Here is a 25,860-nt window from a genome sequence, read left to right on the forward strand (position 1 = left end):
TTTGTGCTATCGTTCACATGAAAGGTTTTCTTTCAGAGGCATCCTTTAACAGACCGCACAGAGAGGCGGGAAAGGAGGTCACGATGAATCCGACAGTCGATAGTCATTCCGTGGTTCTGCTGAACCCGGACGATGTCAATCGCACGGTCGCACGCATCGCGCACCAAATCATTGAGAAGACGGCTCTAGACAGCGGATCCGCCCGGCGGGTCGTGGTTTTGGGTATTCCGTCTGGGGGAGTGCCGCTCGCGGAGCGGCTGCAGAAAAAGATCAGCGAATTCAGTGGCGTGGATGTGTTCCAAGGCTCGCTGGATATCACGCTGTACCGGGACGATCTGGGGCGCGGCCCGCACCGTGCGCTCAAGCCCACGATCATCCCGGACGAGGGGATCGACGGCGCAACCGTCATCTTGGTCGACGACGTCCTGTTTTCGGGTCGCACCATCCGCGCCGCGTTGGACGCCCTCCGGGATCTCGGTCGACCCGATGCCGTTCAGCTGGCCGTCCTGATTGACCGCGGTCACCGGCAGCTGCCGATTCGCGCCGATTACGTGGGCAAGAACATTCCGACGGCGGCCTCCGAGGACGTCACCGTCGCTCTCCACGAGCTCGACGGCCGCGACGAGGTCACCCTGACCCGATCGACCGCACCCGCCGACCAGCAACCAGCGAATCAGGGCGGGCAGGTACCGCCCGCTGCAGACAAGGGGCGTGCGTAGTGAAGAACCTGCTTAGCATTTCCGATCTCACTCCGAATGAGATTTTGAGCATCATGGACGAGGCGGATCGCTTCGCCGAGGCGCTGAAGGGCCGCGAGGTCAAGAAGCTGCCGACCCTGCGGGGACGCACCGTGTTCACGATGTTCTACGAGAACTCCACCCGCACCCGCGCCAGCTTCGAGACGGCGGGGAAGTGGATGAGCGCGGACGTCATCAATATCTCCGCGTCCTCCTCAAGCGTGAAGAAGGGCGAGTCCCTCCGGGACACGGCACTGACGCTGAAGTCCATCGGCGCCGACGCACTGGTCATGCGCCACCCGTCCTCCGGAGCGGCGCAGCACGTTGCCAACTTCATCGGCGATACCGCCGTGATCAACGCCGGCGATGGCTCCAACCAGCACCCCACCCAGGCGCTGCTCGATGCCACGACGCTGCGCCGCCAACGGGGCGATCTGTCGGGGCAGCACGTCGTGATTGTCGGCGACATCCTGCACTCCCGCGTCGCCCGCTCCAACGCGCAGCTCCTCAATGCTCTGGGCGCGGACGTCACCTTCGTCGCTCCTCCCACGCTGCTACCGATCGGGGTGGAGAACTGGGGCGTGCGCGTCAGCCACGACCTAGACACGGAACTGCCGAGCGCCGACGCGGTCATGATGCTGCGGGTCCAGGCGGAGCGCATGAACGGTGGTTTCTTCCCCTCGCACCGCGAGTACGCCACCCGATACGGGCTGTCGAAAGCCCGCCACGCCATGCTGAAGCCGGACGCGGTCGTCATGCACCCCGGTCCGATGCTGCGCGGCATGGAGATCAACTACAGCGTCGCGGACGCCCCGAACACCGTCGTGCTCCAGCAGGTCACCGCCGGTGTCCACGTCCGCATGGCGATCCTCTTCCAGCTGCTGATCGGCGGCCACTCCGCCTCCGAGACCGAGACGGACGCTTAAGGCCAGAAAGGACAAGCGATTTTTATGGTCGACAACAAGAACTTTCCCCCGACTGGCCCACTGGCTGCGCACTCGGCGGGCGCCGAGAACGCGGTGCTCCTGAAGGGTGTGCTCATCTACGGCGAGGGCGAGCCCCAGGATGTCCTGCTCTCCGACGGCATGATCGCCAAGATCGGCGCAGATCTGTCCACCGAGGCACCGGCCGAGGCCGAGGTGCTCGACCTTGCCGGCCAGGTACTCCTGCCAGGCCTCGTGGACATGCACGTCCACCTGCGCGAGCCGGGCCGCGAGGACACCGAGACCATCGCCTCCGGCTCCGCCGCTGCTGCCAAGGGTGGGTTCACCGCCGTGTTCACCATGGCGAATACCTCCCCGGTCATGGACGACCCCGCCATCGCGGAAAGCGTCTGGTACAAGGGCCAGAACACCAACCTCTGCGACGTCCACCCCGTCGGCTCCATTTCCAAGGGGCTGGAGGGCAAGGAGCTCACTGAGTTTGGCATGATGGCCGCCTCCGACGCCAAGGTGCGCATGTTCTCCGACGACGGCAAGTGCGTCGACGACCCGCGCCTGATGCGTCGCGCAATCGAGTACTCGCGCGGCATGGACGTGCTGCTCGCTCAGCACTGCGAGGAGCCCCGCCTGACCGAGGGCGCGGTTGCCCACGAAGGCGAGACCGCCGCCCGCCTGGGCCTTCGGGGCTGGCCACGCGTGGCGGAGGAGTCCATCGTCGCTCGCGACGCCCTCATGGCTCGCGACTACGGCGGTCGGATCCACATCTGCCACGCCTCCACGGAAGGCACCGTCGAGCTTCTCCGCTGGGCGAAGAGCCAAGACATCCCGCTGTCCGCCGAAGTCACCCCGCACCACCTGATCCTCACCGACTCCCGGTTGGAGACCTTCGACGGCGTGAACCGTGTGAACCCGCCGCTGCGTGAGGAGCGGGACACCCTGGCCCTGCGCCAGGCACTCATCGACGGCGTGGTGGACTGCGTGGCCACCGACCACGCCCCGCACTCCTCCGAGGAGAAGTGCTGCGAATTCGACCAGGCTCGTCCGGGCATGCTCGGCTTGGAGACCTCCCTGGCGATCATCGCGGACCTCTTCGTCATCAACGGTGACCAGGACTGGCGCTTCGTCGCCAAGGTGATGTCCGAGCGGCCAGCCGAGATCACCAAGCTGCCGGGCCACGGTCGCCCGATCGCCGAAGGTGAGCCAGCGAACCTGTGCGTGGTGGATACCAACGCCAGCTGGACCGCCGAGGCCAAGGAGATGGCCTCCAAGTCCGAGAACAACCCTTACGAAGGCATGCCCATGCCGGTTCGGGTATCCACGACGATCCTGCGTGGCAAGGTGACCTGCCGCGACGGCAACCCTGTGACAACCGACTAGCTGCCCGATAACCCAACAATCGGCGACTGACCTTGAAAGAAAAACTAAGGACTAAAGATATGCAGACTCACACTCCAGCAGCACTGGTTCTCGCAGACGGCACGATCTACCGCGGCTTCGCGATGGGCGCGACCGGCAAGACCCTCGGCGAGGCAGTGTTCACCACCGCCATGACCGGCTACCAGGAGACCCTCACCGACCCCTCCTTCCACCGTCAGATCACGGTGCTCACCGCCCCACAGATCGGTAACACCGGCTGGAATGACGAGGACTCCGAGTCCCTCGACGGCAAGATCTGGGCCGCCGGCCTGGTCATTCGCGACCTCTCCAACACCGTCAGCAACTGGCGAGCCAAGCGCAGCCTCAACGAGGAGCTTGAGGCGCAGGGCATCGTCAGCATTTGTGGCGTGGACACCCGCTCCGTCGTACGCCACCTGCGCGAGGAGGGCTCCATCGCCGCGGGCATCTTCTCCGGAGACGCCCTCGGCACCGACGAGGAGATGATCGCCCAGGTCAAGGAGCAGCCGTCGATGTCCGGCGCGGACCTGACCGCGGACGTCACCACCGACGAGCCTTATGTCGTCGACGCGGAAGGGGAGCGCAAGTACACCGTCCTCGCTTACGACATGGGCATTAAGACGAACACGCCGCGCGAGTTCGCCAAGCGCGGCATCCGCACCGTCGTCATTCCGGCCGACACCGAGTTCTCCACCCTCGAGGGCTACTTGAGCGAGTACGAGGCCCAGGGTGTGTTCGTCTCCAACGGCCCGGGCGACCCGGCCACCGCCGACCACACGGTGGAGCAGGTCAAGAAGGTCCTCGAGGCCGACATCCCGTTCTTCGGCATCTGCTACGGCAACCAGATCTTTGGCCGCGCCCTCGGCCTGGACACCTACAAGCTGAAGTTCGGCCACCGCGGCACCAACGTGCCGGTGAAGGACCTGGAGACCGGCAAGGTCGCGATCACCGCCCAGAACCACGGCTTCGCCCTCGCAGCCCCCGCCGACGGGCTGGATAAGGAATTCGACACCCCATTCGGGCCAGCCAAGGTCACCCACATCTGCCTCAACGACGACGTCGTCGAGGGCGTGGCGCTGACCAGCGGACGCGCTTTCTCGGTGCAGTACCACCCGGAGTCCGCCGCCGGCCCGCACGACGCAAACCCCCTGTTCGACCACTTCCTCAACCTGTTGGAGCAGGAGAAGAAGGCCTAAGCCGGCGCCTTCTCACAGCACAGAACGCATCCAGCAGCACAACGCCCAACAGAAAGAGAAAACACTCATGCCACGTCGTGAAGACATCAACCACGTCCTCGTCATCGGTTCCGGCCCGATCGTCATCGGTCAGGCCTGCGAGTTCGACTACTCCGGCACCCAGGCCTGCCGAGTGCTCAAGGAAGAGGGCCTCCGCGTCACCCTCATCAACTCCAACCCGGCGACCATCATGACCGACCCGGAGTTCGCCGACCACACCTACATCGAGCCGATCCAGCCGGAGTACATCGAGAAGATCTTCGCCAAGGAGAAGGCAGAGGGGCACCCGATCGACGCCGTGCTGGCCACCCTCGGCGGCCAGACCGCGCTGAACGCCGCGATCCAGCTGGACCGCCGCGGCATTCTCGACAAGTACGGCGTCGAGCTCATCGGCGCGGACATCGACGCCATCGAGCGCGGCGAGGACCGCCAGAAGTTCAAGGACATCGTCGAGAAGATTGGTGGATCCTCTGCCCGCTCCCGCGTCTGCCACAACATGGACGAGGTCCACGAGACCGTCGCCGAGCTGGGCCTGCCGGTCGTCGTCCGCCCGTCCTTCACCATGGGCGGGCTGGGCTCCGGCCTGGCCTTCGACTACGAGGACCTGGACCGCATCGCCGGCGGCGGCCTCGCCGCATCCCCGGAAGCCAACGTCCTGATCGAGGAGTCCATCCTCGGCTGGAAGGAATTCGAGCTGGAGCTGATGCGCGACGCAAAGGACAACGTGGTTGTCGTCGCCTCCATCGAGAACGTCGACGCCCTGGGCGTCCACACAGGCGACTCCGTCACCGTCGCCCCGTCCATGACCCTGACGGACCGCGAGTTCCAGATCATGCGCGACCAAGGCATCGCCATCCTCCGCGAGGTCGGCGTGGAGACCGGTGGCTGCAACATCCAGTTCGCCATCAACCCGAAGGACGGCCGGGTCATCACGATTGAGATGAACCCGCGCGTCTCCCGTTCCTCCGCTTTGGCGTCCAAGGCCACCGGCTTCCCGATCGCAAAGCTGGCGGCGAAGCTGGCGATCGGCTACACCCTCGACGAGGTCCGCAACGACATCACCCAGGTCACCCCGGCTGCCTTCGAGCCGACCCTGGACTACGTCATCGTCAAGGCGCCGCGCTTCGCCTTCGAGAAGTTCCCGGGCGCCGACGACACCCTCACGACCACGATGAAGTCCGTTGGTGAGGCCATGTCCATCGGCCGCAACTACATCACCGGCCTGAACAAGGTCATGCGTTCCCTGGAGACCAAGCAGGCTGGCTTCTGGACCGTCCCGGATGAGGACTTTGCGGGCGAGCGTGCCACCGACAAGGCAGCCGTCCTCGAGGACTTGAAGCGTCCGACCGAGGGCCGGCTCTACGACATCGAGCTCGCCATGCGCCTCGGCGCGACCGTTGACGAGATCTACCAGGCCTCCGGCATCGACCCGTGGTTCCTGCACGAGCTCATGGCCCTGGTGGAGTTCCGCCAGCAGCTGATCGACGCGCCGGTCCTGGACGTGGATCTCCTGCGGTACGCGAAGTTCCTCGGCCTCTCCGACCGCCAGATCGCCGCCCTGCGTCCGGAGTTCGCAGGTGAGGACGGCGTGCGCTCCCTGCGCTGGTCCCTCGGCATCCACCCGGTCTTCAAGACCGTGGACACCTGCGCCGGCGAGTTCGAGGCGAAGACCCCGTACCACTACAGCTCCTATGAGCTGGACCCGAACGCCGAGTCCGAGGTCGAGCCGCAGAAGGATAAGGAAAAGGTCATCATCCTGGGCTCCGGCCCGAACCGCATCGGCCAGGGCATTGAGTTCGACTACTCCTGCGTCCACGCGGCCCTCGAGCTCTCCCGCGTCGGCTACGAGACCGTGATGGTCAACTGCAACCCGGAGACCGTTTCCACCGACTACGACACCGCCGATCGCCTGTACTTCGAGCCGCTGACCTTCGAGGACGTCATGGAGATCTACCGAGCGGAGTCCGAGTCCGGCACCGTCGCGGGCGTGATCGTCCAGCTCGGTGGCCAGACCCCGCTGGGTCTGGCGCAGCGCCTCTCGGACGCGGGTGTGCCGATCGTCGGCACCACCCCGGAGGCCATCAACCTGGCCGAGCACCGCGGCGAGTTCGGCAAGGTCCTGCGCGACGCCGAGCTGCCAGCCCCGGCCTTCGGCACCGCCACCAGCTTCGAGGAGGCCCGTGAGGTCGCGGCCAATATCGGTTACCCGGTGCTGGTCCGCCCGTCCTACGTCCTCGGCGGTCGCGGCATGGAGATCGTCTACGACGAGGCCAGCCTGCGTGACTACATCTCGCGCGCCACGGAGATCACTGACGAGCACCCGGTCCTGGTCGACCGCTTCCTGGATTCCGCCATCGAGATCGACGTCGACGCCCTCTGCGATGGCGAGGACGTCTACCTCGGCGGCGTGATGGAGCACATTGAGGAGGCCGGTATCCACTCCGGTGACTCCGCCTGTGCGCTGCCACCGATGACGCTGGGGGAGCAGGACATCGAAAAGGTCCGGGAATCCACCCGCAAGCTGGCCCAGGGCATCGGCGTGAAGGGCCTGATGAATGTCCAGTACGCGCTGAAGGACGACATCCTCTACGTCATCGAGGCCAACCCACGCGCCTCCCGTACCGCCCCGTTCGTGTCCAAGGCCACGGGCGTGCAGATGGCCAAGGCCGCCGCGCGCATTATGCTGGGCGCTTCTATCGCCGAGCTCAAGGAGGAGGGCATCCTGCCTTCCGATCGCGATGGTGGCTCGCTGCCGATCGGTCACCCGATCGCCGTCAAGGAGGCAGTGCTGCCGTTTAACCGCTTCCGCAGCTTTGAGGGCAAGGTGCTGGACTCCCTGCTGAGCCCGGAAATGAAGTCCACCGGCGAGGTCATGGGCCTCGACTCGGACTTCGGTACCGCGTTCGCGAAGTCCCAGGAGGGGGCTTATGGTGCGCTGCCGACGAAGGGCAACGTCTTCGTCTCCGTCGCTAACCGCGATAAGCGCACCCTGATCCTGCCGATCCAGCGCCTGGCTTCCCTGGGCTTCAACGTGCTTGCCACCGCGGGCACCGCAAGCATGCTGCGTCGCAATGGTGTGGAGTGCGAGGTCGTCGCGAAGGTCTCCGCCACCAGTGGCGACGGCGAGAATGCCCGCAACGTCGTGGACTACATCCGCGACGGCGAGATCGACCTGGTCATCAACACCCCGGCCGGCTCGGCTGATGCGCGCACTGATGGCTACGAGATCCGTGCGGCCTCTGTCAACAGCGGCGTGCCGTGTGCGACGACCGTTCAGGGCACCGTCGCAGCGGTGCAGGGGATCGAGGCACTGCTGGACCACGACACCACGGTGACCCCGATCCAGGAAGTGGAGCACTAATGACCACGCCGCTGGGGCCGGCTGCAGACCAGTCTCAGACCTTCGGCGAGCGCTTCATGGCTCGGGCTGCCGAGCTGGGGCCGCTGTGCGTGGGGCTCGACCCGCACACACCCATCCTCGAGCGCTGGGGTTTGAGCTATGACCTGGACGGGCTGAAAGAATTCACCGATACCGCGGTTGCCGCTTTCCGGGATAGCGTCGCTGTCGTCAAGCCACAGGTTGCCTTCTATGAGGCTTTCGGGGCAGAAGGCTTCGAGGTGCTCCAGAACGCGATGGCGGAGCTGCGGGAGGCCGGCGTGCTGGTGATCGCTGACGCCAAGCGAGGCGATATTGGTTCCACGATGGCGGGTTATGCCAGCGCCTGGCTGCGCCCGGGCTCGCCCCTGGAAGCGGATGCGGTGACGGTCTCTCCGTGGCTCGGTGTGGATTCCCTGGCCCCGGTGTTTGAGCTGGCGGCCGAGTACAACAAGGGAGCGATCGTGCTCGCGGCGACTTCCAACCCGGAGGCCCCGTCGGTGCAGCTATCCCAGACGCAGTCCGGCGCCACGCTGGCTCAGGCGGTGTGCGACCGCGTCGCTGAACTCAACGTGGGGGACAAGCCCGGCAACGTCGGCGTCGTGGTCGGTGCGACGGTGGAAAATCCACCGGTTCTGGACCAGGTCAACGGCATGATCCTCATGCCCGGCGTCGGGGCCCAGGGCGGCACGATGGCCGATGTACGGCGTATTTGCGGGGAGGCGGCACGCTTCGCGAGCCCGAATGTCTCCCGTGCGGTCCTGAACGAGGGGCCTGGCGTGGCGGAGCTGCAGGCCGCTGTGCGCCGCTTCGCCGCGGAACTTCAGGTGTAGCCTGCATATTTGGCGGAAGTGAATCCGCGCGTCGCAGTTGCCACCACGGCAAAAGCACCTTAGGATTCACCTTCGTGCTTTGCTTACTTAAGCAAGTAACGCCCTTAAAAGGGGTGTTCAAGCCAGCAGCCAGACGCTGATTGGCTAAAATGCAAGACATTCCACAAGATTTTCAAAAAACGATTACGTACGGAGGAATCCCGTGGCACTTCCCCAGCTGACCCCGGAGCAGCGTGCAGAGGCCCTGAAGAAGGCTGCCGAGGCACGTAAGGCTCGCGCCGAACTTCGCGAGAAGCTCAAGCGCGGCGGCACCGATCTGCAGCAGGTCCTGAAGGACGCCGAGACTGACCCGATCCTGGGCAAGATGAAGGTCTCCGCTCTGCTGGTCTCCCTGCCGAAGGTCGGCAAGATCAAGGCCGAGGAGATCATGAACCAGCTCGAGATCGCCCCAACCCGCCGTCTGCGCGGCCTGGGCGACCGTCAGCGTCGCGCTCTGCTGGAGCACTTTGGCTTCGACCCAGAGGCTTAAGCCATGACGCAGGAATCGGGCCGCGGCCGCGTGGTCGTCCTCGCCGGGCCGTCCGCCGTTGGTAAGTCCACGGTGGTCTCTAGGCTCCGCGAGTCGGTCCCGAACCTCTTTTTCAGCGTGTCGATGACGACCCGCGACCCCCGCCCCGGCGAGGTACACGGTCGTGACTACCTCTACGTGACGCGAGACGAGTTCCAGTCCAACATCGACAGTGACCTCATGCTCGAATGGGCTGAGATCCACGGTGGGCTGCAGCTCTCCGGTACGCCCCGCAAGCCGGTGGAGGAGGCCATGGCCGCCCATCACCCCGTCCTCATTGAGGTGGATCTCGAGGGTGCGCGGAACGTGAAGAAGCTCCTGCCGGAGGCCCACACCGTCTTCCTTGCTCCGCCCTCGTGGGAGGTGCTCGTGGACCGGCTGACCGGCCGTGGCACCGAGTCCGAGGAGGTTATCCAGCGTCGCTTGGAGACCGCCCGCGGGGAGCTGGCCTCCAAGGATGAATTCGACCACGTCATCGTGAACTCGGATGTGGACGAGGCCGTCGCGGGAATCCGCGACATCCTGGTGCCGGAAGCCTAGGGGACCTCGCCCCAGAGACAGCGGCTCCACCCAGCCTGTTACCGCACCCCGCGACCCACCGACGTGGGCGTGGGGTTAGGCGCTTCCAGGTGATTAAGATATAGTTTCCCCTAAGCCGTCGTGGGGATTAGACGCGGCTTAACTAAGCAATCGAAAGAATAGGTGCATTTCGTGGAAAATCAGGACGTCAACTCGAACGAGACGGTTTTCGATCCGCCAGTCGGCATCACCAACCCGCCGATCGACGAGCTCCTGACCAAGGTGTCCTCGAAGTATGCCCTCGCGATCTTCGCAGCTAAGCGTGCGCGCCAGATCAACGACTACTTCCAGAGCATCGACGAAGGTGTCCTGGAGTTCGTTGGCCCGTTGGTGACTCCGGAGATGCACGAGAAGCCACTGTCCATCGCCCTTCGCGAGATTAACGCGGATCTCTTGGAGCACACCGAGGGCTAAGAGGCTATCCTGTCACGTGTGACTGATAACGCTTCGAAGAAGAATACGAGCAAGCCGCTCCGCATCCTGGTAGGTGTTGGGGGCGGCATTGCTGCGTTTAAGGCGGCCCACCTCGTGCGCTATTTCACGGAACGGGGGCACAACGTCCACGTCGTTCCCACCGAATCCGCACTGAACTTCGTGGGTGCTGCCACCTGGGAGGCGCTGTCCGGTAATCCGGTCAGCACGACCGTCTGGGACGACGTCTCCGGGGTCCAGCATGTCCGTCTCGGTCAGGAGGCTGACCTCATCGTGGTCGCCCCGGCCACGGCCGATCTTATGGCGCGACTGCGTATGGGGCGTGCGGATGACTTGCTCACCGCGAGCTGCCTCGTCGCGACCTGCCCGGTGGTCATTGCTCCGGCGATGCACACCGAGATGTGGGAAAATCCCGCGACGCAGGATAATGTGGCGATGCTACGCAGCCGGGGGATCACGGTGTTGGAGCCCGCCCACGGTCGCCTCACCGGCAAGGATAGTGGCCCCGGTCGGCTGCCCGAGCCCGATCACATCGCCGCATTGGCACTGGCGGCTCACGCCCAGCCGGGAATCTTCGACCAGGATTTGATCGGCACTCGCGTGGTGGTCACCGCCGGCGGCACGCACGAGGATCTCGACCCGGTCCGCTTTTTGGGTAACGCCTCCTCGGGCCGTCAGGGGTACGCGCTGGCGGACGTCGCCGCGCAACGTGGTGCCGACGTTCACCTCATTGCGGGGCATACCGAGGACCTGCCGACGCCTTCCGGCGCGCGGGTGACTCGGATCAGCAGCGCTCTGGAGCTGAAGGGCGCGACCGAACAGGCCGCACGGGAAGCGGATGTCGTCATCATGGCGGCGGCGGTGGCGGACTACCGTCCCGCCCAGCAGGCTGAGTCGAAGCTCAAGAAGGGCGGAAAGGATCAGCTGGAGGTCATCGAACTGGTAGAAAACCCAGATATCCTGGCGGGGCTCGTCGAGCTGCGCCGGGCAGGGGAGCTGCCGAAGGATCTGCGCATCGTGGGCTTCGCAGCAGAGACCGGTGATGCGGAATCTACCCCTCTGGAGCACGCGCAGCGGAAGTTTCTCCGCAAGGGCTGCGACCTGCTGATGGCGAACGCCGTTGGCCGGGGTAAGGTCTTCGGTCAGGAGGATTCCGCGGGCTGGCTGATCGCCAATCCGACCGGTTGCGACGATCCGGAGGCGCTGGAGGTCCGTGAAGTCCCGGCAGGGCATAAGCTCGAGGTGGCCGGAGCGATTCTCGACGCTGTGCCACGCACGGCCGAACGCTAGCGTGCATTTCTAGACCGCTTGGTCTATTATTATTGGATTAGTTCACCGTCTAGGTCGTCGCCCGCCGCCTGCCACCGACGGGTCACACCAACAATACGAACGATAGAAGCGAGATAACTAGTGTCTAAGCGCCTATTTACCAGCGAATCCGTGACCGAGGGTCACCCGGATAAGATCTGTGACGCGATCTCCGATACGATCCTCGACGCCATGCTCGCCGAGGATCCGCAGGCCCGCGTCGCTGTGGAGACCGTGGTCACCACCGGCCTCGTCCACATTGTCGGTGAGGTCCGCACCTCGGGCTACGTTGAGATCCCGCAGCTGGTGCGCGACACCCTCAAGGAGATCGGCTTTACCTCTTCCGACATGGGCTTCGACGGCACTACCTGCGGCGTGTCCGTGTCCATTGGTGCACAGTCGCCAGAGATTGGAGCCGGCGTGGATACCTCCCATGAGGTCCGCGGTTCCTCCTCGACCGACGAGGACGACCGTCAGGGTGCGGGCGACCAGGGGCTGATGTTCGGCTACGCGACGAACGAGACCCCGGAGTACATGCCGTTGCCCATCTCCGTCGCCCACCGCCTCTCCCGTCGCCTGACCGAGGTGCGCAAGGAGGGCATCGTCACCGGCTTGCGCCCGGATGGCAAGACCCAGGTCACCTTCGAATACGACGAGGCCGGCACCCCGGTGCGCCTGGATACCGTCGTCATCTCCACGCAGCACGACCCGGAGCGCACCCAGGATGAGCTGCGGGAGCTCCTGTCCGAGCATGTGGTGGACCACGTTCTCTCTGATGAGAGCCTCAAGCCCTTCGTGAGCGAGGACCTGGAACTGTTGGTTAACCCCTCCGGTTCCTTCATTCTGGGCGGCCCTGCCGGTGACGCCGGCCTGACCGGTCGCAAGATCATCGTTGACACCTACGGCGGCATGGCTCGCCACGGTGGTGGCGCTTTCTCCGGCAAGGACCCGTCGAAGGTGGACCGGTCTGCCGCTTACGCGACCCGTTGGGTGGCAAAGAACATCGTGGCAGCCGGCCTGGCCGACCGCGCCGAGGTGCAGGTGGCCTACGCGATCGGCGTGGCCCGCCCCGTCGGCCTCTACGTGGAAACCTTCGGCACCGAGAAGGCGCCCGTGGAGGACATCCAGCGCGCTGTCGCCGAGGTCTTCGATCTGCGACCGGCGTCGATCCTGCGCGAGCTGGATCTGCTCCGCCCGATCTACGCCCAGACGGCCGCTTATGGTCACTTCGGTCGCAATGACCTCGACCTGCCGTGGGAGCGCCTGGACAAGGTTGAGGAGCTCAAGAAGGCGGTTGGCAGCAACTAACGGCAGCTCTCGGGGCGTTCTTCCAGCGCCCTGTGAAGGCGTGTCCGAACCGTCGGCTAGCCTGTAGCTCATGAACACGACCGCACAGCCAGCCGCAGCTAACCCCGGTGATGGGGAACTGCTCGCTGCCCGTGCGGGGCGCGAACCTCGCCGGATCGCGCGGGTATTGCCGCTGGTCGGGGTGCCACACCTCGACCGCCTCTTTGACTATGAGGTTCCCGCCGAGATGGACGCCGACGCCCAGGCCGGCGTGCGAGTCCGTATCCGGTTCAACGGGCGCCTCGTGGACGGTTTCATCATCGAGCGACGTTCGAGCAGCGACCACTCGGGAAAGCTGCGCCCGCTGGAGCGCGTCATCAGCCCGATTCGGCTGCTGCCGGAGCACATGTGGCGACTGGTTAATCAGCTCGCCGAGCGCGCCGCCGGAACCCGAGCGGATGTTCTACGGGCAGCGATCCCGCCCCGGCATGCGAGCGCCGAGAAGGCAGGGCTGTTTGCAGGCGGTAAGGCGTGGGAGGATCTCTACTCGACGCTGGAGCCCGTCGCCGAGTTGCGCACCCAGGCGCGGTCAGATGCCGAATCCGCGCTCGGCAAGTACCACTTTGGCCCGCGCTTCCTGGCTGCCCTCCTGGACGAGGGTGCCGCCCCGCGCATGTCGCTGCTCACCGCTCCTGGGGACGACGACGCCCGCCTAGCCGCCGTCCTCGCCGCTGCGACCGCGTGGGCAGGGAAGTCGGCGCTGGTGATCGCTCCAAACCAGCGGCTCGTGGACCGCGTCAGCGAGGCCCTGGCGGCCTGGACGTCCACTGAGCAGGTGCTCCAAATGACGGCCGCAGAGTCCTCGCATGTGCGCTACCGGCGTTTCCTTTCCATCGTGCTCGGTCAGGCCAGGATCGTCGTCGGAACCCGCAATGCAGTCTTCGCGCCGCTCAAAGATCTCGGCTTGGTGGTCGTTTTGGGGGAAGGGGACGATTCCCTCGTCGATCCACGAGCCCCCTACCTGCACGCCAGGGAGGTAGCGAAGGCCCGCAGTCAGGGTGAGTCCGCGGCGCTGGCAATCATCGGTCACCACCGCACCGCCGAGGTTCAGCAGTGGGTCGCGGCTGGGGAGCTGGCTTCCATCCGCCCCACGCCCGAAACCCTGCGTGAGCAGCTGCCCTGGATTCGAGGGCTTGGGGATACCGAACGCCAGCTCGAAGCCGAGAGCCACAGTCCAGGGAGCCGGCTGCCGGCCCTGGCCTTCGCCACGATTCGCGAGACCTTGGATGCGGACGGCGCCGTGCTGGTCCAGGTGCCGCGCCGTGGTTACGCTCCGGCCTTGGCCTGTGCTCGCTGTCGCACCCCGGCCCGGTGCCGGAACTGCAATGGCCCACTCGAATTGCCACAAGCTAAAGATCACTCCGCCCCCACCTGCCGGTGGTGCGGGCACCTGCACCCGACCTTCACCTGCACGAACTGCGGCAACCACGCACTGCGCATGAGCGTGGTCGGCCACGACCGCACTGCTGAGGAACTGGGCCGGGCCTTCCCGGGCGTGCCGGTGACCGGCTCTGGCGGGGAACAAGTCAAAACATCGGTGCCACCCGGGCGACGCATCGTCGTCGCCACCCCCGGCTCCGAACCAATACTTCGAGCCGCCGGTACACCACCTCAGCAGCCCAATGGTCACTACGGTGCGTTAATCGTCCTCGATCCCTGGGCACCGCTGACGCGCGCGGATCTGCGGGCTGAGGAGAACGCCTTGCGCCAGTGGATGGGCGCTGCCGCACTCGTCGCACCCCGTGAGGCCGGTGGCCGGGTCATCGTGGCAGGGGACTATCGGCTGAGCGCGATTCAGCAACTCATCCGCTGGAACCCGGATGCGGCCGCCTCCGCAGAGTTGGCGCGCAGGGTGGAGGCAGAATTCCCACCGGCGGCTGTGGTGGCGGTGGTGGACGGCATTCCTGCCAGCCTCGCCGAGCTCGAGGAGTCCTGGGAGCTGCCAGAATCAGCGGAGCTTTTGGGTCCCGTCGAGCTTCCCACCGGGGTAAGGCTTCCCGCGGGGCTGTCTAGCGGCCATGCGGATGAGGCACGCCGGCTCATCATTCGCGTGCCACACTCTGACGCGCTGTCCTTGGGCAGAGCTCTCAAAAGCGCTGTCGCGGTGCGCTCCTCGCAGCGACACTCTGCGCCCCTACGCGTGGTCATGGATCCGGTCCGTATCGGTTAGAGTATCCCCATGGCTGTTCTGTCCCTGCGCTACTTCGGCGATCCCGTCCTACGCACTCCTGCCGCCGAGGTCGCGGCCGATTTTTCCTCCGACACCGCCCTGGCCACTCTCGTGGCGGACATGCTGGAAACCATGGACCACCACGGTGGCGTCGGCTTGGCCGCTAACCAGGTCGGCGTGACCAAGCGGGTCTTCGTCTACGACTGCGAGTCCGACCGTGGGCACGTCATCAACCCCACCTGGGAGCCGGTGGGAGAGGAGACGCAAACGGGCCCGGAAGGCTGCCTGTCCATTCCCGGGATCCGCGGCGAGGTAGAGCGTGCGGAGACCGTGCGCCTGCGTGGACAGACTGTGGACGGCGATCCGGTCGACCGGGAGGTCTCGGGCCTACTGGCTCGCTGCGTACAGCACGAGACCGATCACCTGGACGGCGTGCTTTTCCTCAAGCACCTCGCGCCGGAGGATCGCAAACAAGCTATGGCAGATATTCGACGCTCGGAGTGGTTTTAAATGAAGATTCTTTTCGCCGGCACACCCAAGCCCGCCGCAATCGTTCTGGAGCATCTGCTCGCTGATCCACGGCTGGAGGTCCTCGGCGTCATCACACAGCCCGACGCTCGCCGCGGCCGTGGTCGCAGCCTGCACCCTAGCCCCGTCGCGGAGGTCGCTGAGGCTGCGGGGCTGAAGGTTCACAAGTGGGCCACCCTCGGGGCGAGCGCCGAGGACGCAAGCGATGTCCGCGACACGCTGGCTGCCTATCGCGAGGCGGGCGCCACTGCGGTGGCCGTGGTTGCCTATGGAAACCTGATCCCGGCTGACCTGCTCGACGCCGTTGAACACGGTTGGGTGAACCTGCACTACTCCCTGTTGCCGCGCTGGCGCGGCGCTGCTCCTGTGCAGGCCGCCATCGCCGCGGGCGACGAGGAAACCGGTGCGACGATCTTTCGCATCGAGCAGGGCTTGGACACCGGCCCGATGCTGTCAAAGAAGGCTTATGAGATCGGCATCCGCGATACTGCTGAGGACGTCCTCATCAAGCTGACGGATTCCGGCAAGGCACTGCTGGCCGACACTCTGGTCGCACTCGGCGAGGGTTCGGCCACCCTGCAGCCGCAGCCGGAGGAGGGGGCGACGCACGCCCCGAAGATTCACCCCGCTGACGCGCATATCGATTTCTCAACGCCGGCGAAGGTGATTCAACGCCGCGCCCGCGCCCACACTCCGGCGCCGGGTGCGTGGTGCACGCTGGACGGCCAGCGCTATAAGTTCGGGCTGCTACTGCCTGTTCCAGAGGGGGAGGAGTGCCCGGGGCTGGCCCCCGGCCAGCTGTGGGCAGATAAGACGCGGGTGCTCGTCGGCACTGGTGACGATCCACTGCTGGTGGAAAGCATCCAGCCACCAGGCAAGAAGATGATGCGGGCCGCCGATTGGGCCCGTGGCCAGCAGGAGTTGCTAGCGCAGTCCCCACGCTTTGATGTCGAGGAAGACACGACTAAATGAGTTCTTTTCGTTCCAGGTCCGAGTCCGCGCGTAGCGGCACGGCACGCCCCAACACGGCCTCCCGCGGCACCGGACGTGCTAAGCAACGCGAATCGGGGCGGGCCCGGGGCTATCAGCAGCGCCGCCCGGAACACCGCCAGGAAAAGAGCCGACGTGCCGGGACCGGGGATAAGGCCCGCGACGCCGCATTCACCGTGCTTCGGCAAGTCACCGAGGAGGACGCCTACGGCAACCTCGCCCTGCCCGCTGTCCTGCGGGAGCGCGGGATCAGCGGCCGGGATGCGAACTTCGCCACCGAGCTGACCTACGGAACGCTGAGAGCGACCGGGCTGCTCGACGCGATCATCGCCAAGGCCGCGGGACGACCAGTAGAGAAGATCGACTCGGTGGCGTTGGACGCGCTGCGCATCGGTGCCTATCAGCTGCTGCGCACCCGGGTCGAGTCGCACGCAGCGGTGGACACCTCGGTGGAGTTGGTCAAGGCCAACGGCGGAGACAAGGCCAGCGGCTTCGTCAATGGTGTGCTGCGCACGATTTCCCGCAGCACACCCGAGCAATGGCTGGACCGGGTGGCCCCCGGTTCGAGCCTGGCCAGCATGGCGCTGCGCTTCTCCCACCCGGAGTGGATCGCCGCCGCTTTCAACCAGGCGCTCGGCGGGACGGCGGAAAACCCTGCGGCTGATCTAGCCGAGGCTCTGGAAGCCGACGACGCCCGACCCATCGTGCACCTGGCCACCCGACCAGGGCAGATCTCCGTTGAGGAGCTCGCCCTCATCACCGGGGGCGAGCAGGGGCGCTGGTCCGATTACGCGGTCTATCTGGACTCCGGAGCGCCGGGCGAGCTCGAGGCGATCACCCAAGGCCTGGCGAGCGTTCAGGACGAGGGTTCGCAACTGATCTCCCTGGCCCTGGTCCAGGCGCCGCTGAAACGGGAGGACCGAGGGCGCTGGCTCGACCTCTGTGCGGGTCCGGGCGGCAAGACCGCCTTCATCGGCTCCTGGGCACAAGCCGAGCAGGCCACGGTGGATGCCACCGAGATCTCCGCGCACCGCGCCGACCTCGTTGCGAAATCCACCAAGGAACTGCCGGTGCAGGTTCACACCGGCGACGGCCGGAATCTCGCTGAGGTGCGTGGCCTCCAGCTGCCCGAGGACGGTTTCGACCGGGTCCTCGTCGACGCCCCGTGCACCGGCCTGGGCGCGCTGCGCCGCCGCCCGGAGGCCCGCTGGCGAAAGCAGGAGAAGGACGTCACCGAGCTGATTCCCCTCCAGCGCGAGTTGTTGCGCTCGGCCTGGGAGGCCACCGCACCGGGCGGGGTCGTCATCTATTCGACGTGCTCGCCGCACCCGCTGGAGACCACGCAGTTGGTGGACTCCTTCTGCCGGGAGGTGGGAGCCCAGCCCATCGACCTTGGCTCCGAGGTGCCGGCCTTGGCTGCCGCAGCGGCCGCCGGGGGCGCGGTCGGCCCTTATATCCAGCTGTGGCCGCACCGCCACGGCACCGATGCGATGTTCGTCGCGGGCATCAGAAAAGCCTAAGTAGAGTGAGTGTTATGAGCACAGCCAACGGACAGCAGACCATCATCGCCCCCTCCATCCTCGCCGCGGATTTCTCCGCCCTTGGCGCGGAAGTCGAGGCCATTTCGGACGCCGAGTGGGTGCACATTGACGTGATGGACGGCCACTTCGTCCCCAACCTTTCCTTCGGCGCTCCAGTCGCCAAGTCCCTGATCGGGAAGACCGAGCAGTTCCTCGACGTCCACCTCATGATCGAAGACCCGCAGCGCTGGGTGAAGGAGTACACCGACTTCGACAACGTCACCTTCCACGTGGAGGCTGCCGGCGGGGTCGAGGAATCGGTGGCGCTGGCCCGCGCCCTGCGCGCCGCCGGGACCAAGGCAGGGGTGTCCATCAAGCCGAATACCCCGGTGGAGCCGTTGCTGGAGCACCTGGCGGAGTTCGACCTCGTCCTGGTGATGAGCGTGGAGCCAGGTTTCGGCGGGCAGAAGTTCATGCCCGAGGTGCTGGATAAGGTGCGCGCTCTGCGCGAACGCATCGACGCTGAGGGGCTGGACACCCTCATCGAAATCGACGGCGGTATTGGACCGGAGACGGCCGCGGAGGCTGCCGAGGCCGGGGTCGACGTCTACGTCGCGGGTTCCTCGGTCTTCGGCAAGGAGGACCGCAATCAGGCGATCCGTGAGATCCGCGCGGCCGCGGAGGCCAACGCACGTGCCTAACACCCCCCAGCGCGGTTCCCAGGCTGCAAAGCAGGGGACGGCCCCGTCGCGGACCGAGGTTCCAGCGGATCTCCCGGCGGAATTTCTGCTGGCCGACGAGATGGGCTGGCACGCTGCGGGCAATACCTGGCCGAACCCGCCAGTGGGCTGCGTGATTGTGGGCGCGGCCGGCGAGATTCTGGGCCGGGGAGCGACCGAGCCGGCAGGCGGCAGACACGCTGAGGTGGTCGCGCTGCAGGCCGCCGGCGCGCGTGCCGCGGGCGCTACCGCCTACGTCACCTTGGAGCCCTGCAACCACACCGGACGCACCGGGCCGTGTGCGGAGGCCCTGATCGCCACCGGAATCGCGGAGGTGCACTACCTCTTCGCCGACCCGGGCAAGACCGAGGGCGGGGGAGGCGAGCGCCTGCGCGCTGCCGGCGTGACCGTCACCGGCCCCTATCTTGAGCCCTTCCACCTGGGGGAGCACCGTTTCAGCGTGGAACCCTGGCTGCGCGCCGCGCATTTGGGCAGGCCGCACGTCACGCTGAAGTTCGCCAGCACCCTCAATGGCCTGGCTGCTGCCACGGACCGCACGAGCCAGTGGATCACCGGTGTACCCGCCCGCGCGGACGTCCACGCCGACCGGCAGTACCGGGAGGCGATCCTCGTGGGCACCGGAACCGTCCTGGCCGATAACCCGCAGCTCACCGCACGGCCCGGCGGGGTGGAAGGCCCTCGGCAGCCGCTGCGCTTCGCGCTGGGGCAGCGGGAACTCCCCACGAACGCTCGCCTCCTGCAAGCTGGCACTCACGCGCCGGCAGGCCAGCACCTGGCAACCCGGGATCTCCATGTCGCGCTGGCGGAGCTGCGCCGGCAGGGCATCTCGGATGTGCTGGTGGAGGGCGGACCCGAACTTGCGGGAAGCTTCCTTGCCTACGGCCTGGTCGACGAGATCCGGGCCTATCTTGCCCCCGCCTGGTTGCCGCGCGGCCTACCAGCACTGGGAGCCGGCGGCATCGGCAATACGTCGATCACGGATCTGCAGCGCTTCGCCACCCGTAGTGTTCAGCGCATCGGCGAGGACATCCTCTGGCTGGCGCAACGCCAGACCGGGGATTGACCCGTGCTTAAGCGCAAGAAGATATATCATCATTGGTAGTTTTGGCCCAGACGTCAGAGAGGATGGCTGTGTTCACCGGAATCATCGAAGAGATCGGTCACGTCGAGAAGATCGAGAGGCTTCCCGACGCCGCGCGCATCCGCGTCGCCGCATCGCGAGTGGTCTCTGATGCCGGCCTGGGAGACTCCATCTCCGTCAATGGCGTCTGCTTGACCGTCACCGACTTCGACGACACCGGCTTCACCGCTGACGTCATGAAGGTCACCCTCGATTACACGTCGCTGGGCACGCTCTCCGAGGGGGCGTCCGTCAACCTGGAGCGCGCGATGTCCGCCCAGGGGCGCTTCGGCGGACACGTCGTCCAGGGACACGTCGACGGCACCGCTACCTTGCAGGAACGCGTGCCATCCGAGCATTGGGAGGTCTTCCGTTTCCAGCTTGACGACCCGGAGCTTGCCACCTACCTGGTGAAAAAGGGATCGATTGCAGTCAACGGCACCTCCCTGACCATCGCGGAACTAGCCGATGGACTCTTCGAGGTCAGCCTCATCCCCGCCACTTTGGAGGCCACGATGCTGGGCGAACTCCAGCCGGGGGATAAGGTCAATATCGAATGCGACGTGCTTGCGAAATACGTCCGCGCCATGCTCGACCGCTGACCCGCCGCAACAAACCACAAAGAAGAATTCGACAAGCCTACAGTCACCCGCCCCGACCGGGCGAGGGTGGCATCGTTGGAAAGAAGCTATGACCGCTGAACGAGACTCGCTAGTCCTGGATTCCGTCGAATCCGCCATCGCCGAAATTGCCGCCGGAAAAGCGGTGGTCGTCGTCGATGATGAAGACCGCGAAAACGAAGGCGACCTGATCTTCGCCGCGGATCTGGCAACCCCAGAGCTCGTGGCCTTCATGGTGCGCTACACCTCTGGTTACATCTGCGTTGCCATGGAGGATGACCGCGCCGACGCGCTCAACCTGCCGCCGATGGTCGCCCGCAACGAGGATGCCCGCTCGACCGCCTACACCGTCACCGTGGATGCGGCCACCGGCTCCACCGGCATTTCCGCCCGCAGCCGCTGCGAAACCATCACTCGCCTGGCCGACGAGAGCTTTGGCCCCGAGGCCTTCACCCGGCCGGGCCACATCGTCCCACTGCGCGCCCGCCGCGGTGGCGTGCTCACCCGCGAAGGCCACACCGAAGCCTCCGTCGACCTGTCCCGGCTCGCCGGCCGGGCTCCCGTCGGCGTGCTTTGCGAGATCGTCTCCGAGGACGACCCCACCGACATGGCTCGTGGCCCGGAGCTGCGCCGATTCGCCGACGAGCACGGCCTGCGCATGGTCTCCATCGAGCAGCTCATCGAGTACCGCCGCGCCACCGAGCAGACCGTGGAGCGCAGCACCGAGGCCCGCCTGCCGACCACCCGCGGCGAGTTCCGCGCCGTGGGCTACACCAGCCTCGTCGACGGCACCGAGCACGTGGCCCTCGTCCACGGGGACGTCACCGGCCAGCAGGACGTCCCAGTCCGCGTGCACTCCGAGTGCCTCACCGGCGACGTCTTCGGCTCCCTGCGCTGCGACTGCGGCGAACAGCTCCACGCCGCCATGGAGGCAGTCCAGGACGAGGGCCACGGCGTCGTCATCTACCTGCGCAACCAGGAAGGCCGCGGGATCGGCCTGGTGCCGAAGCTGCGTGCCTACGTCCTCCAGGACGAGGGCCTGGACACCGTGGAGGCGAATACCGCCCTGGGCCTGCCAGCCGACGCCCGCGAGTACAGCGCGGCAGCGTCGATCATCAAGGAACTCGGGATCGAGAGCGTCCACCTGATCTCCAATAACCCGGCGAAGAAGCAGAGCCTTGAGAACTTCGGCGTCTCCGTCACCGGCCGCATCCCGGTGCAGCCACCGGCAACGAAGGACAACGCCCGCTACCTGCAGACCAAGCGGGACAAGATGGGCCACCAGCTCGACAACCTCAACGTCGTACCGGCTACCGCCGCAGCCGAGAAGGAGAACTAGCATGCCAGCCGAAGGTATCCCACAGATCAACCTGGGCCCCGGCGCAGCAGAGGGCCTGCGTATCGCCGTGATCAGCGCCCAGTGGAACTCCGAGATCACCGATAAGCTCCACGCCGAGGCCATCACCGCTGCCCGCGAGCTCGGCGCCAGCGTCGAGGACTGGCGGGTGGCCGGTGCCCTCGAGCTGCCCGTCGTCGTGGCCGCAGCCTGCAAGAACTTCGACGCCGTCATCGCCACGGGTTGCGTCATTGAAGGTGAGACCGAGCACTTCCGCGTGGTCTGCGATGCCGTCACCTACGGACTGACCCGCGTCGGCCTGGATACGGGTGTGCCGATCGGCAACGGCGTGCTCACCGTCGACAACTACCAGCAGGCCGTCGACCGCGCGGGCGGTCCGGATGCCAAGGAAAACAAGGGCGCGGACTCCGCGACCGCGGCCATCCACGCCGCATTAGTTCTCCGCCAGATCGCGGCGGTAGGGTAGTAGCCGATACGTTGTGGCAGTACGAACGAGGAGAGCGGTCGAGTTTCACAGATGAGTAACCCAGTGTCGCAGGCAGCACCGGCCAAGGGGCAGTGGCTCTTTGAGGCCCGTTCGCCGTTCCTCAAGCGGATCGCGATCATCGGTGTCGTCGTCATCATGATCATCCACATCATCATGGCCATCATCGTTGGCATCGGCGACACCGGCGTGACGCTGACCTCGGCGGACCAGTGGTCCTTCATCGGCATCGGGCTGCTCTTCTCCGGCGTCTGCCTCTTCCTGCTGCGCCCCCGCGTCCGCATTGATGAGCGCGGAGTTGAGGTGCGCAACATCGCCAACGCGCAGTTTTACCCCTGGCAGATCATCCACGGCCTCTCCTTCCCGGCCAAGGCGAAGATGGCGCGGTTGGAGCTCCCGGACTTCGAGTTCGTGCCGATGATGGCACTGAATATCTACGACAAGGAGACCATCGCCGCGAACGTCGAGCGGTTCCGCCTGCTTGAGGACCGCTACATGCCGGAGGACTAGCCGGTGGCGGAACGCACCCCCAACACCGTCGATTATCGGCCGGCCCCCGGCACCATCCCCACGCAGCCGGGGGTCTACACTTTCCGCGATAAGCACGACCGCGTCATCTACGTGGGCAAGGCCAAGAACCTCCGGGCTCGCCTGTCCAATTATTTCCAGGACTTAAGCCAGCTGCACCCGCGCACCCGCACGATGGTGCAAACCGCCAACCGGGTGCAGTGGACTGTCGTGGGCAGCGAATTCGAGGCCCTCAATCTCGAGTACACGTGGATTAAGCGCTTCAACCCGCGCTTCAACGTCATGTACCGGGACGATAAGACGTACCCGATGCTGGCCATCAGCGTGAAGGATCGCTTCCCGCGCGCCTATCTCTACCGTGGGCCGCGCCGCAAGGGCGTGCGCTACTTTGGGCCGTACCCGAAAGCCTGGGCGATCCGCGAGACCCTGGAGTCCCTCACCCGGGTCTTCCCGATCCGTACCTGCGCGCCCGGCGTGTTCCGCCGGCACGAGGCCTTGGGTAGGCCCTGCCTGCTGGGCTATATCGACCGCTGCTCCGCGCCGTGCGTCGGCAAGGTTACCGAGGACGAGCACCGCGCACTCGTCGACCAGTTCAGTAGCTTTTTGGCGGGCAACACCGAGCCCGTGCTGCGCCGGGTGCGCGGCGAGATGGAGGAGGCCGCCGAGAACCTGGACTTCGAGCGGGCTGCGAGCCTGCGTGATCAGCTGCAGGCCATGGAGAAGGCGATGGAGAAGCAGGCGGTGGTGTTCTCTGATGCCACGGATGCCGACGTGCTTGCCATCGAGCAGGACGAGCTGGAGGCCGCGATCCAGATCTTCCACGTCCGTGGCGGTCGCATCCACGGCCAGCGTGGCTGGGTGGTGGAGCATTCCGACGAAACCCGTGCGGAGATGATCGGCCAGTTCATCACGCAGTTTTACGGCGGGGAGGCCGAGCTAGTCGCCGCGACGGAAACGGCGGTCGGCGGTGCCGCGAGCTCGCATGTCGACGTCGACCTGGCCACGGTCATCAACCCGGCCTCGGCCGCGGAGCTCGGGGACCTGGTGGGGGATGTGCAGGTTTCGCCCGTGCCCCGCGAGGTGCTGGTGCCCGAGCTACCCGCCGGCAATGCCCGCCTCGGTGCGTGGCTCAGCGAACTTCGTGGCTCCAAGGTCACCATCCGGGTGCCGCAGCGCGGCGATAAGAAGGCGCTGCTGAGCAACGCGCACACCAACGCAACCCAGGCGTTGGTACAGCACAAATTGAAGCGCTCCGGGGACATCACCGCACGCTCCGCAGCCCTGCGTGACCTTCAGGAGGCTCTCTGGATGGACGAGCCGCCCCTGCGCATTGAGTGCACGGACATTTCCCACATCCAGGGAACGGACGTCGTCGCCAGCCTCGTCGTCTTCGAAGACGGCCTGCCGAAGAAGGCCGACTACCGTCGCTATAAGATCCGGGACGCCGCGGGCGACGGACATTCCGACGACGTCGCCTCGATCGCCGAGGTCGTCCGTCGTCGTTTTCTGCGGCACAAGGAGGACATCACTGCAGTCCCGACCGGCGATGACGCCGGCGACCGGCTGGAAGGCGAGGAAGAACTGGAGCAGGCGGCAGGCGAGGAGCCGAAGCGCGCCTTCGCTTACCCGCCGCAGCTGTTCATCGTCGACGGCGGCCCACCGCAGGTCAACGCCGCGCAGAAGGTGCTGGACGAGCTGGGCGTCAACGACGTGACCCTGGTGGGCATCGCCAAGCGCCTGGAGGAGCTATGGCTGCCGGAGGACCCGTACCCGGTGATCATTCCGCGCGATTCCGACGCCCTCTATCTCGTGCAGCACATCCGTGACGAGGCGCACCGATTCGCGATCAATTTCCACCGCCAGCAGCGCAGCAAGCGCATGCGCGCCTCCGTATTGGACGAGGTCCCTGGTTTGGGCCCGAAACGTCGGCAGGAGCTGGTGAAACACTTCGGTTCCGTGGCGAAGGTGCGCGCCGCCAGCGTCGAGGAGATCGCCAAGGTGCCCGGCTTCGGCCCTGCGCTGGCCGAAAAGGTGCACGAGGCGGTACAGCACCGCCCCACTAAGCCTGCGGGGTAGCTACTATGGTCAGCATGACCCCGCCGAAAAAAGAACCCTCCTTAATCCTCGTCACCGGCATGTCCGGTGCTGGCCGCCGCACCGCCGCGGCCGTCCTCGAGGAAATGGGCTGGTACGTCACGGATAACCTCCCGCCGGAGTTGATCGTCCGGATGGTGGAGCTTAGCTTTGACGCGGAATCCCCGGTAGAAAAGCTGGCGATCGTCACCGACGTGCGGTCGCGTTCTTTTGCCGGCAGCCTGACGGGGGTGCTCGAGAAGCTGGTCGACTCCGGGCGCAAGCCCATCGTGCTCTTCCTGGAGGCGTCCGACGAGGCCCTGATTTCCCGCTTTGACGAGGTGCGCCGCTCCCACCCGCTGCAGGACGGCGATCCGCTGCAGAGCGGCATCGACCGCGAGCGCGAGATGCTGAACGGGATTAAGCAGGAAGCCGACATTGTGGTCGACACCTCCAGCACCAGCATCCACGACCTCCGCCGCATCCTGGAAATGAAGTTCTCGGGCGCAGGTGCAGACAGCACGCGGGTGGTCCTCCAGTCCTTCGGCTTCAAGCACGGGGCTCCCCGGGACGTGGACATCCTCCTGGATGTGCGCTTCTTGCCAAACCCGTACTGGGTTCCCGAGCTCCGGGGCCTGCGGGGCGTGGACAAGCCGGTCTCCGACTACGTGTTGAGCCAGCAAGACGCCCCGGGATTCCTGGAGTCCTTCGAGTCGATGCTGCTGGCCATGCTGCCGGGCTTTCACCGCGAGGGGAAGGGGTTCCTAAGCATCGGTATCGGATGCACCGGCGGCCACCACCGGTCCGTCGCAGTGACCGAGGAGGTCTCTGCTCGGCTGCGGGAACGGGGAGTGGAGGTCCGGACCAGGCACCGCGATCTGGAACGCGGCTGATGGTCGCCGACGCACTGGACTTTTCCTTCACCCCTTCGTTCCCCGTCGTGTGGGGAGCACACACAGCTCACCGGGAAGTTGCACCT

General features: G+C 66.0%; 23 protein-coding genes. All 23 read left to right on the forward strand.

The genetic code is table 11. The features are described 5' to 3' along the window. Positions 1–83: 83 nt before the first annotated feature. The 23 genes from pyrR (at position 84) to rapZ (ending at position 25,774) form a co-directional block, all read left to right on the forward strand. Positions 84–719 carry a bifunctional pyr operon transcriptional regulator/uracil phosphoribosyltransferase PyrR gene (pyrR, locus tag Q1V78_RS05345; RefSeq protein WP_300612418.1) on the forward strand — a complete coding sequence of 212 codons (636 nt, stop codon included), beginning with the start codon at positions 84–86 and terminating at the stop codon, positions 717–719. Then, the gene (locus tag Q1V78_RS05350) at positions 719–1,663 is read left to right on the forward strand and encodes an aspartate carbamoyltransferase catalytic subunit (RefSeq protein ID WP_300612420.1); all 945 of its coding nucleotides are present in this window, start codon (positions 719–721) and stop codon (positions 1,661–1,663) included. The genes pyrR and Q1V78_RS05350 overlap by 1 nt, the downstream gene beginning before the upstream one ends. A gap of 24 nt (positions 1,664–1,687) precedes the next feature. Further along, positions 1,688–3,055, forward strand: coding sequence for a dihydroorotase (locus Q1V78_RS05355; protein WP_300612422.1), 1,368 nt, complete (start codon positions 1,688–1,690; stop codon positions 3,053–3,055). A gap of 59 nt (positions 3,056–3,114) precedes the next feature. Further along, positions 3,115–4,269, forward strand: coding sequence for a glutamine-hydrolyzing carbamoyl-phosphate synthase small subunit (gene carA / locus Q1V78_RS05360; RefSeq protein ID WP_300612424.1), 1,155 nt, complete (start codon positions 3,115–3,117; stop codon positions 4,267–4,269). 67 nt (positions 4,270–4,336) lie between these two features. Further along, entirely contained in the window at positions 4,337–7,669 is a 3,333-nt protein-coding gene (carB, locus tag Q1V78_RS05365; RefSeq protein WP_300612426.1) for a carbamoyl-phosphate synthase large subunit, read from the forward strand. Next, a complete protein-coding gene (pyrF, locus tag Q1V78_RS05370; protein ID WP_300612428.1) occupies positions 7,669–8,517 on the forward strand; it encodes an orotidine-5'-phosphate decarboxylase in 849 nt (282 codons plus the stop codon). The genes carB and pyrF overlap by 1 nt, the downstream gene beginning before the upstream one ends. Before the next feature lie 202 nt (positions 8,518–8,719). Then, entirely contained in the window at positions 8,720–9,046 is a 327-nt protein-coding gene (mihF, locus tag Q1V78_RS05375; protein WP_012360219.1) for an integration host factor, actinobacterial type, read from the forward strand. 3 nt (positions 9,047–9,049) lie between these two features. Continuing rightward, complete coding sequence (gmk, locus tag Q1V78_RS05380; protein WP_300612432.1) at positions 9,050–9,625, forward strand: guanylate kinase; 576 nt, start codon at positions 9,050–9,052, stop codon at positions 9,623–9,625. A gap of 171 nt (positions 9,626–9,796) precedes the next feature. Continuing rightward, on the forward strand, positions 9,797–10,078 hold the full coding sequence (gene rpoZ, locus Q1V78_RS05385) for a DNA-directed RNA polymerase subunit omega (protein WP_012360221.1): 282 nt from the start codon (positions 9,797–9,799) through the stop codon (positions 10,076–10,078). 18 nt (positions 10,079–10,096) lie between these two features. Then, a complete protein-coding gene (coaBC, locus tag Q1V78_RS05390; RefSeq protein ID WP_300612435.1) occupies positions 10,097–11,386 on the forward strand; it encodes a bifunctional phosphopantothenoylcysteine decarboxylase/phosphopantothenate--cysteine ligase CoaBC in 1,290 nt (429 codons plus the stop codon). A gap of 120 nt (positions 11,387–11,506) precedes the next feature. Continuing rightward, positions 11,507–12,712: a methionine adenosyltransferase gene (gene metK, locus Q1V78_RS05395; protein ID WP_300612437.1), complete on the forward strand. Its 1,206-nt coding sequence runs from the start codon at positions 11,507–11,509 to the stop codon at positions 12,710–12,712. 70 nt (positions 12,713–12,782) lie between these two features. Next, entirely contained in the window at positions 12,783–14,921 is a 2,139-nt protein-coding gene (locus Q1V78_RS05400) for a primosomal protein N' (RefSeq protein WP_300612439.1), read from the forward strand. A gap of 9 nt (positions 14,922–14,930) precedes the next feature. Beyond that, on the forward strand, positions 14,931–15,431 hold the full coding sequence (gene def, locus Q1V78_RS05405) for a peptide deformylase (RefSeq protein WP_300612441.1): 501 nt from the start codon (positions 14,931–14,933) through the stop codon (positions 15,429–15,431). Continuing rightward, positions 15,432–16,421 (forward strand): methionyl-tRNA formyltransferase, encoded by a 990-nt coding sequence (gene fmt, locus Q1V78_RS05410; RefSeq protein WP_300612443.1) that lies wholly within the window; start codon positions 15,432–15,434, stop codon positions 16,419–16,421. Further along, on the forward strand, positions 16,418–17,959 hold the full coding sequence (locus tag Q1V78_RS05415; protein WP_300612445.1) for a transcription antitermination factor NusB: 1,542 nt from the start codon (positions 16,418–16,420) through the stop codon (positions 17,957–17,959). Before fmt ends, Q1V78_RS05415 begins: the two co-directional genes overlap by 4 nt. Before the next feature lie 14 nt (positions 17,960–17,973). Continuing rightward, a complete protein-coding gene (rpe, locus tag Q1V78_RS05420) occupies positions 17,974–18,660 on the forward strand; it encodes a ribulose-phosphate 3-epimerase (protein WP_300612447.1) in 687 nt (228 codons plus the stop codon). After that, complete coding sequence (gene ribD / locus Q1V78_RS05425) at positions 18,653–19,762, forward strand: bifunctional diaminohydroxyphosphoribosylaminopyrimidine deaminase/5-amino-6-(5-phosphoribosylamino)uracil reductase RibD (protein WP_300612449.1); 1,110 nt, start codon at positions 18,653–18,655, stop codon at positions 19,760–19,762. The genes rpe and ribD overlap by 8 nt, the downstream gene beginning before the upstream one ends. Positions 19,763–19,830: 68 nt before the next feature. Further along, complete coding sequence (locus Q1V78_RS05430) at positions 19,831–20,421, forward strand: riboflavin synthase (RefSeq protein WP_300612451.1); 591 nt, start codon at positions 19,831–19,833, stop codon at positions 20,419–20,421. Between the two features lie 88 nt (positions 20,422–20,509). Then, complete coding sequence (locus tag Q1V78_RS05435; protein WP_300612453.1) at positions 20,510–21,778, forward strand: bifunctional 3,4-dihydroxy-2-butanone-4-phosphate synthase/GTP cyclohydrolase II; 1,269 nt, start codon at positions 20,510–20,512, stop codon at positions 21,776–21,778. Between the two features lies 1 nt (position 21,779). Further along, a complete protein-coding gene (ribH, locus tag Q1V78_RS05440; RefSeq protein WP_300612455.1) occupies positions 21,780–22,262 on the forward strand; it encodes a 6,7-dimethyl-8-ribityllumazine synthase in 483 nt (160 codons plus the stop codon). Positions 22,263–22,313: 51 nt separating this feature from the next. Then, positions 22,314–22,790 (forward strand): PH domain-containing protein, encoded by a 477-nt coding sequence (locus tag Q1V78_RS05445; protein ID WP_300612457.1) that lies wholly within the window; start codon positions 22,314–22,316, stop codon positions 22,788–22,790. 3 nt (positions 22,791–22,793) lie between these two features. Next, on the forward strand, positions 22,794–24,884 hold the full coding sequence (uvrC, locus tag Q1V78_RS05450; protein WP_300612459.1) for an excinuclease ABC subunit UvrC: 2,091 nt from the start codon (positions 22,794–22,796) through the stop codon (positions 24,882–24,884). Between the two features lie 5 nt (positions 24,885–24,889). Further along, the gene (gene rapZ, locus Q1V78_RS05455; protein ID WP_300612461.1) at positions 24,890–25,774 is read left to right on the forward strand and encodes an RNase adapter RapZ; all 885 of its coding nucleotides are present in this window, start codon (positions 24,890–24,892) and stop codon (positions 25,772–25,774) included. The last annotated feature ends 86 nt before the right edge of the window (positions 25,775–25,860 follow it).

It is taken from the genome of Corynebacterium sp., from assembly GCF_030152825.1.
In the GTDB taxonomy this organism is placed as follows: domain Bacteria; phylum Actinomycetota; class Actinomycetes; order Mycobacteriales; family Mycobacteriaceae; genus Corynebacterium.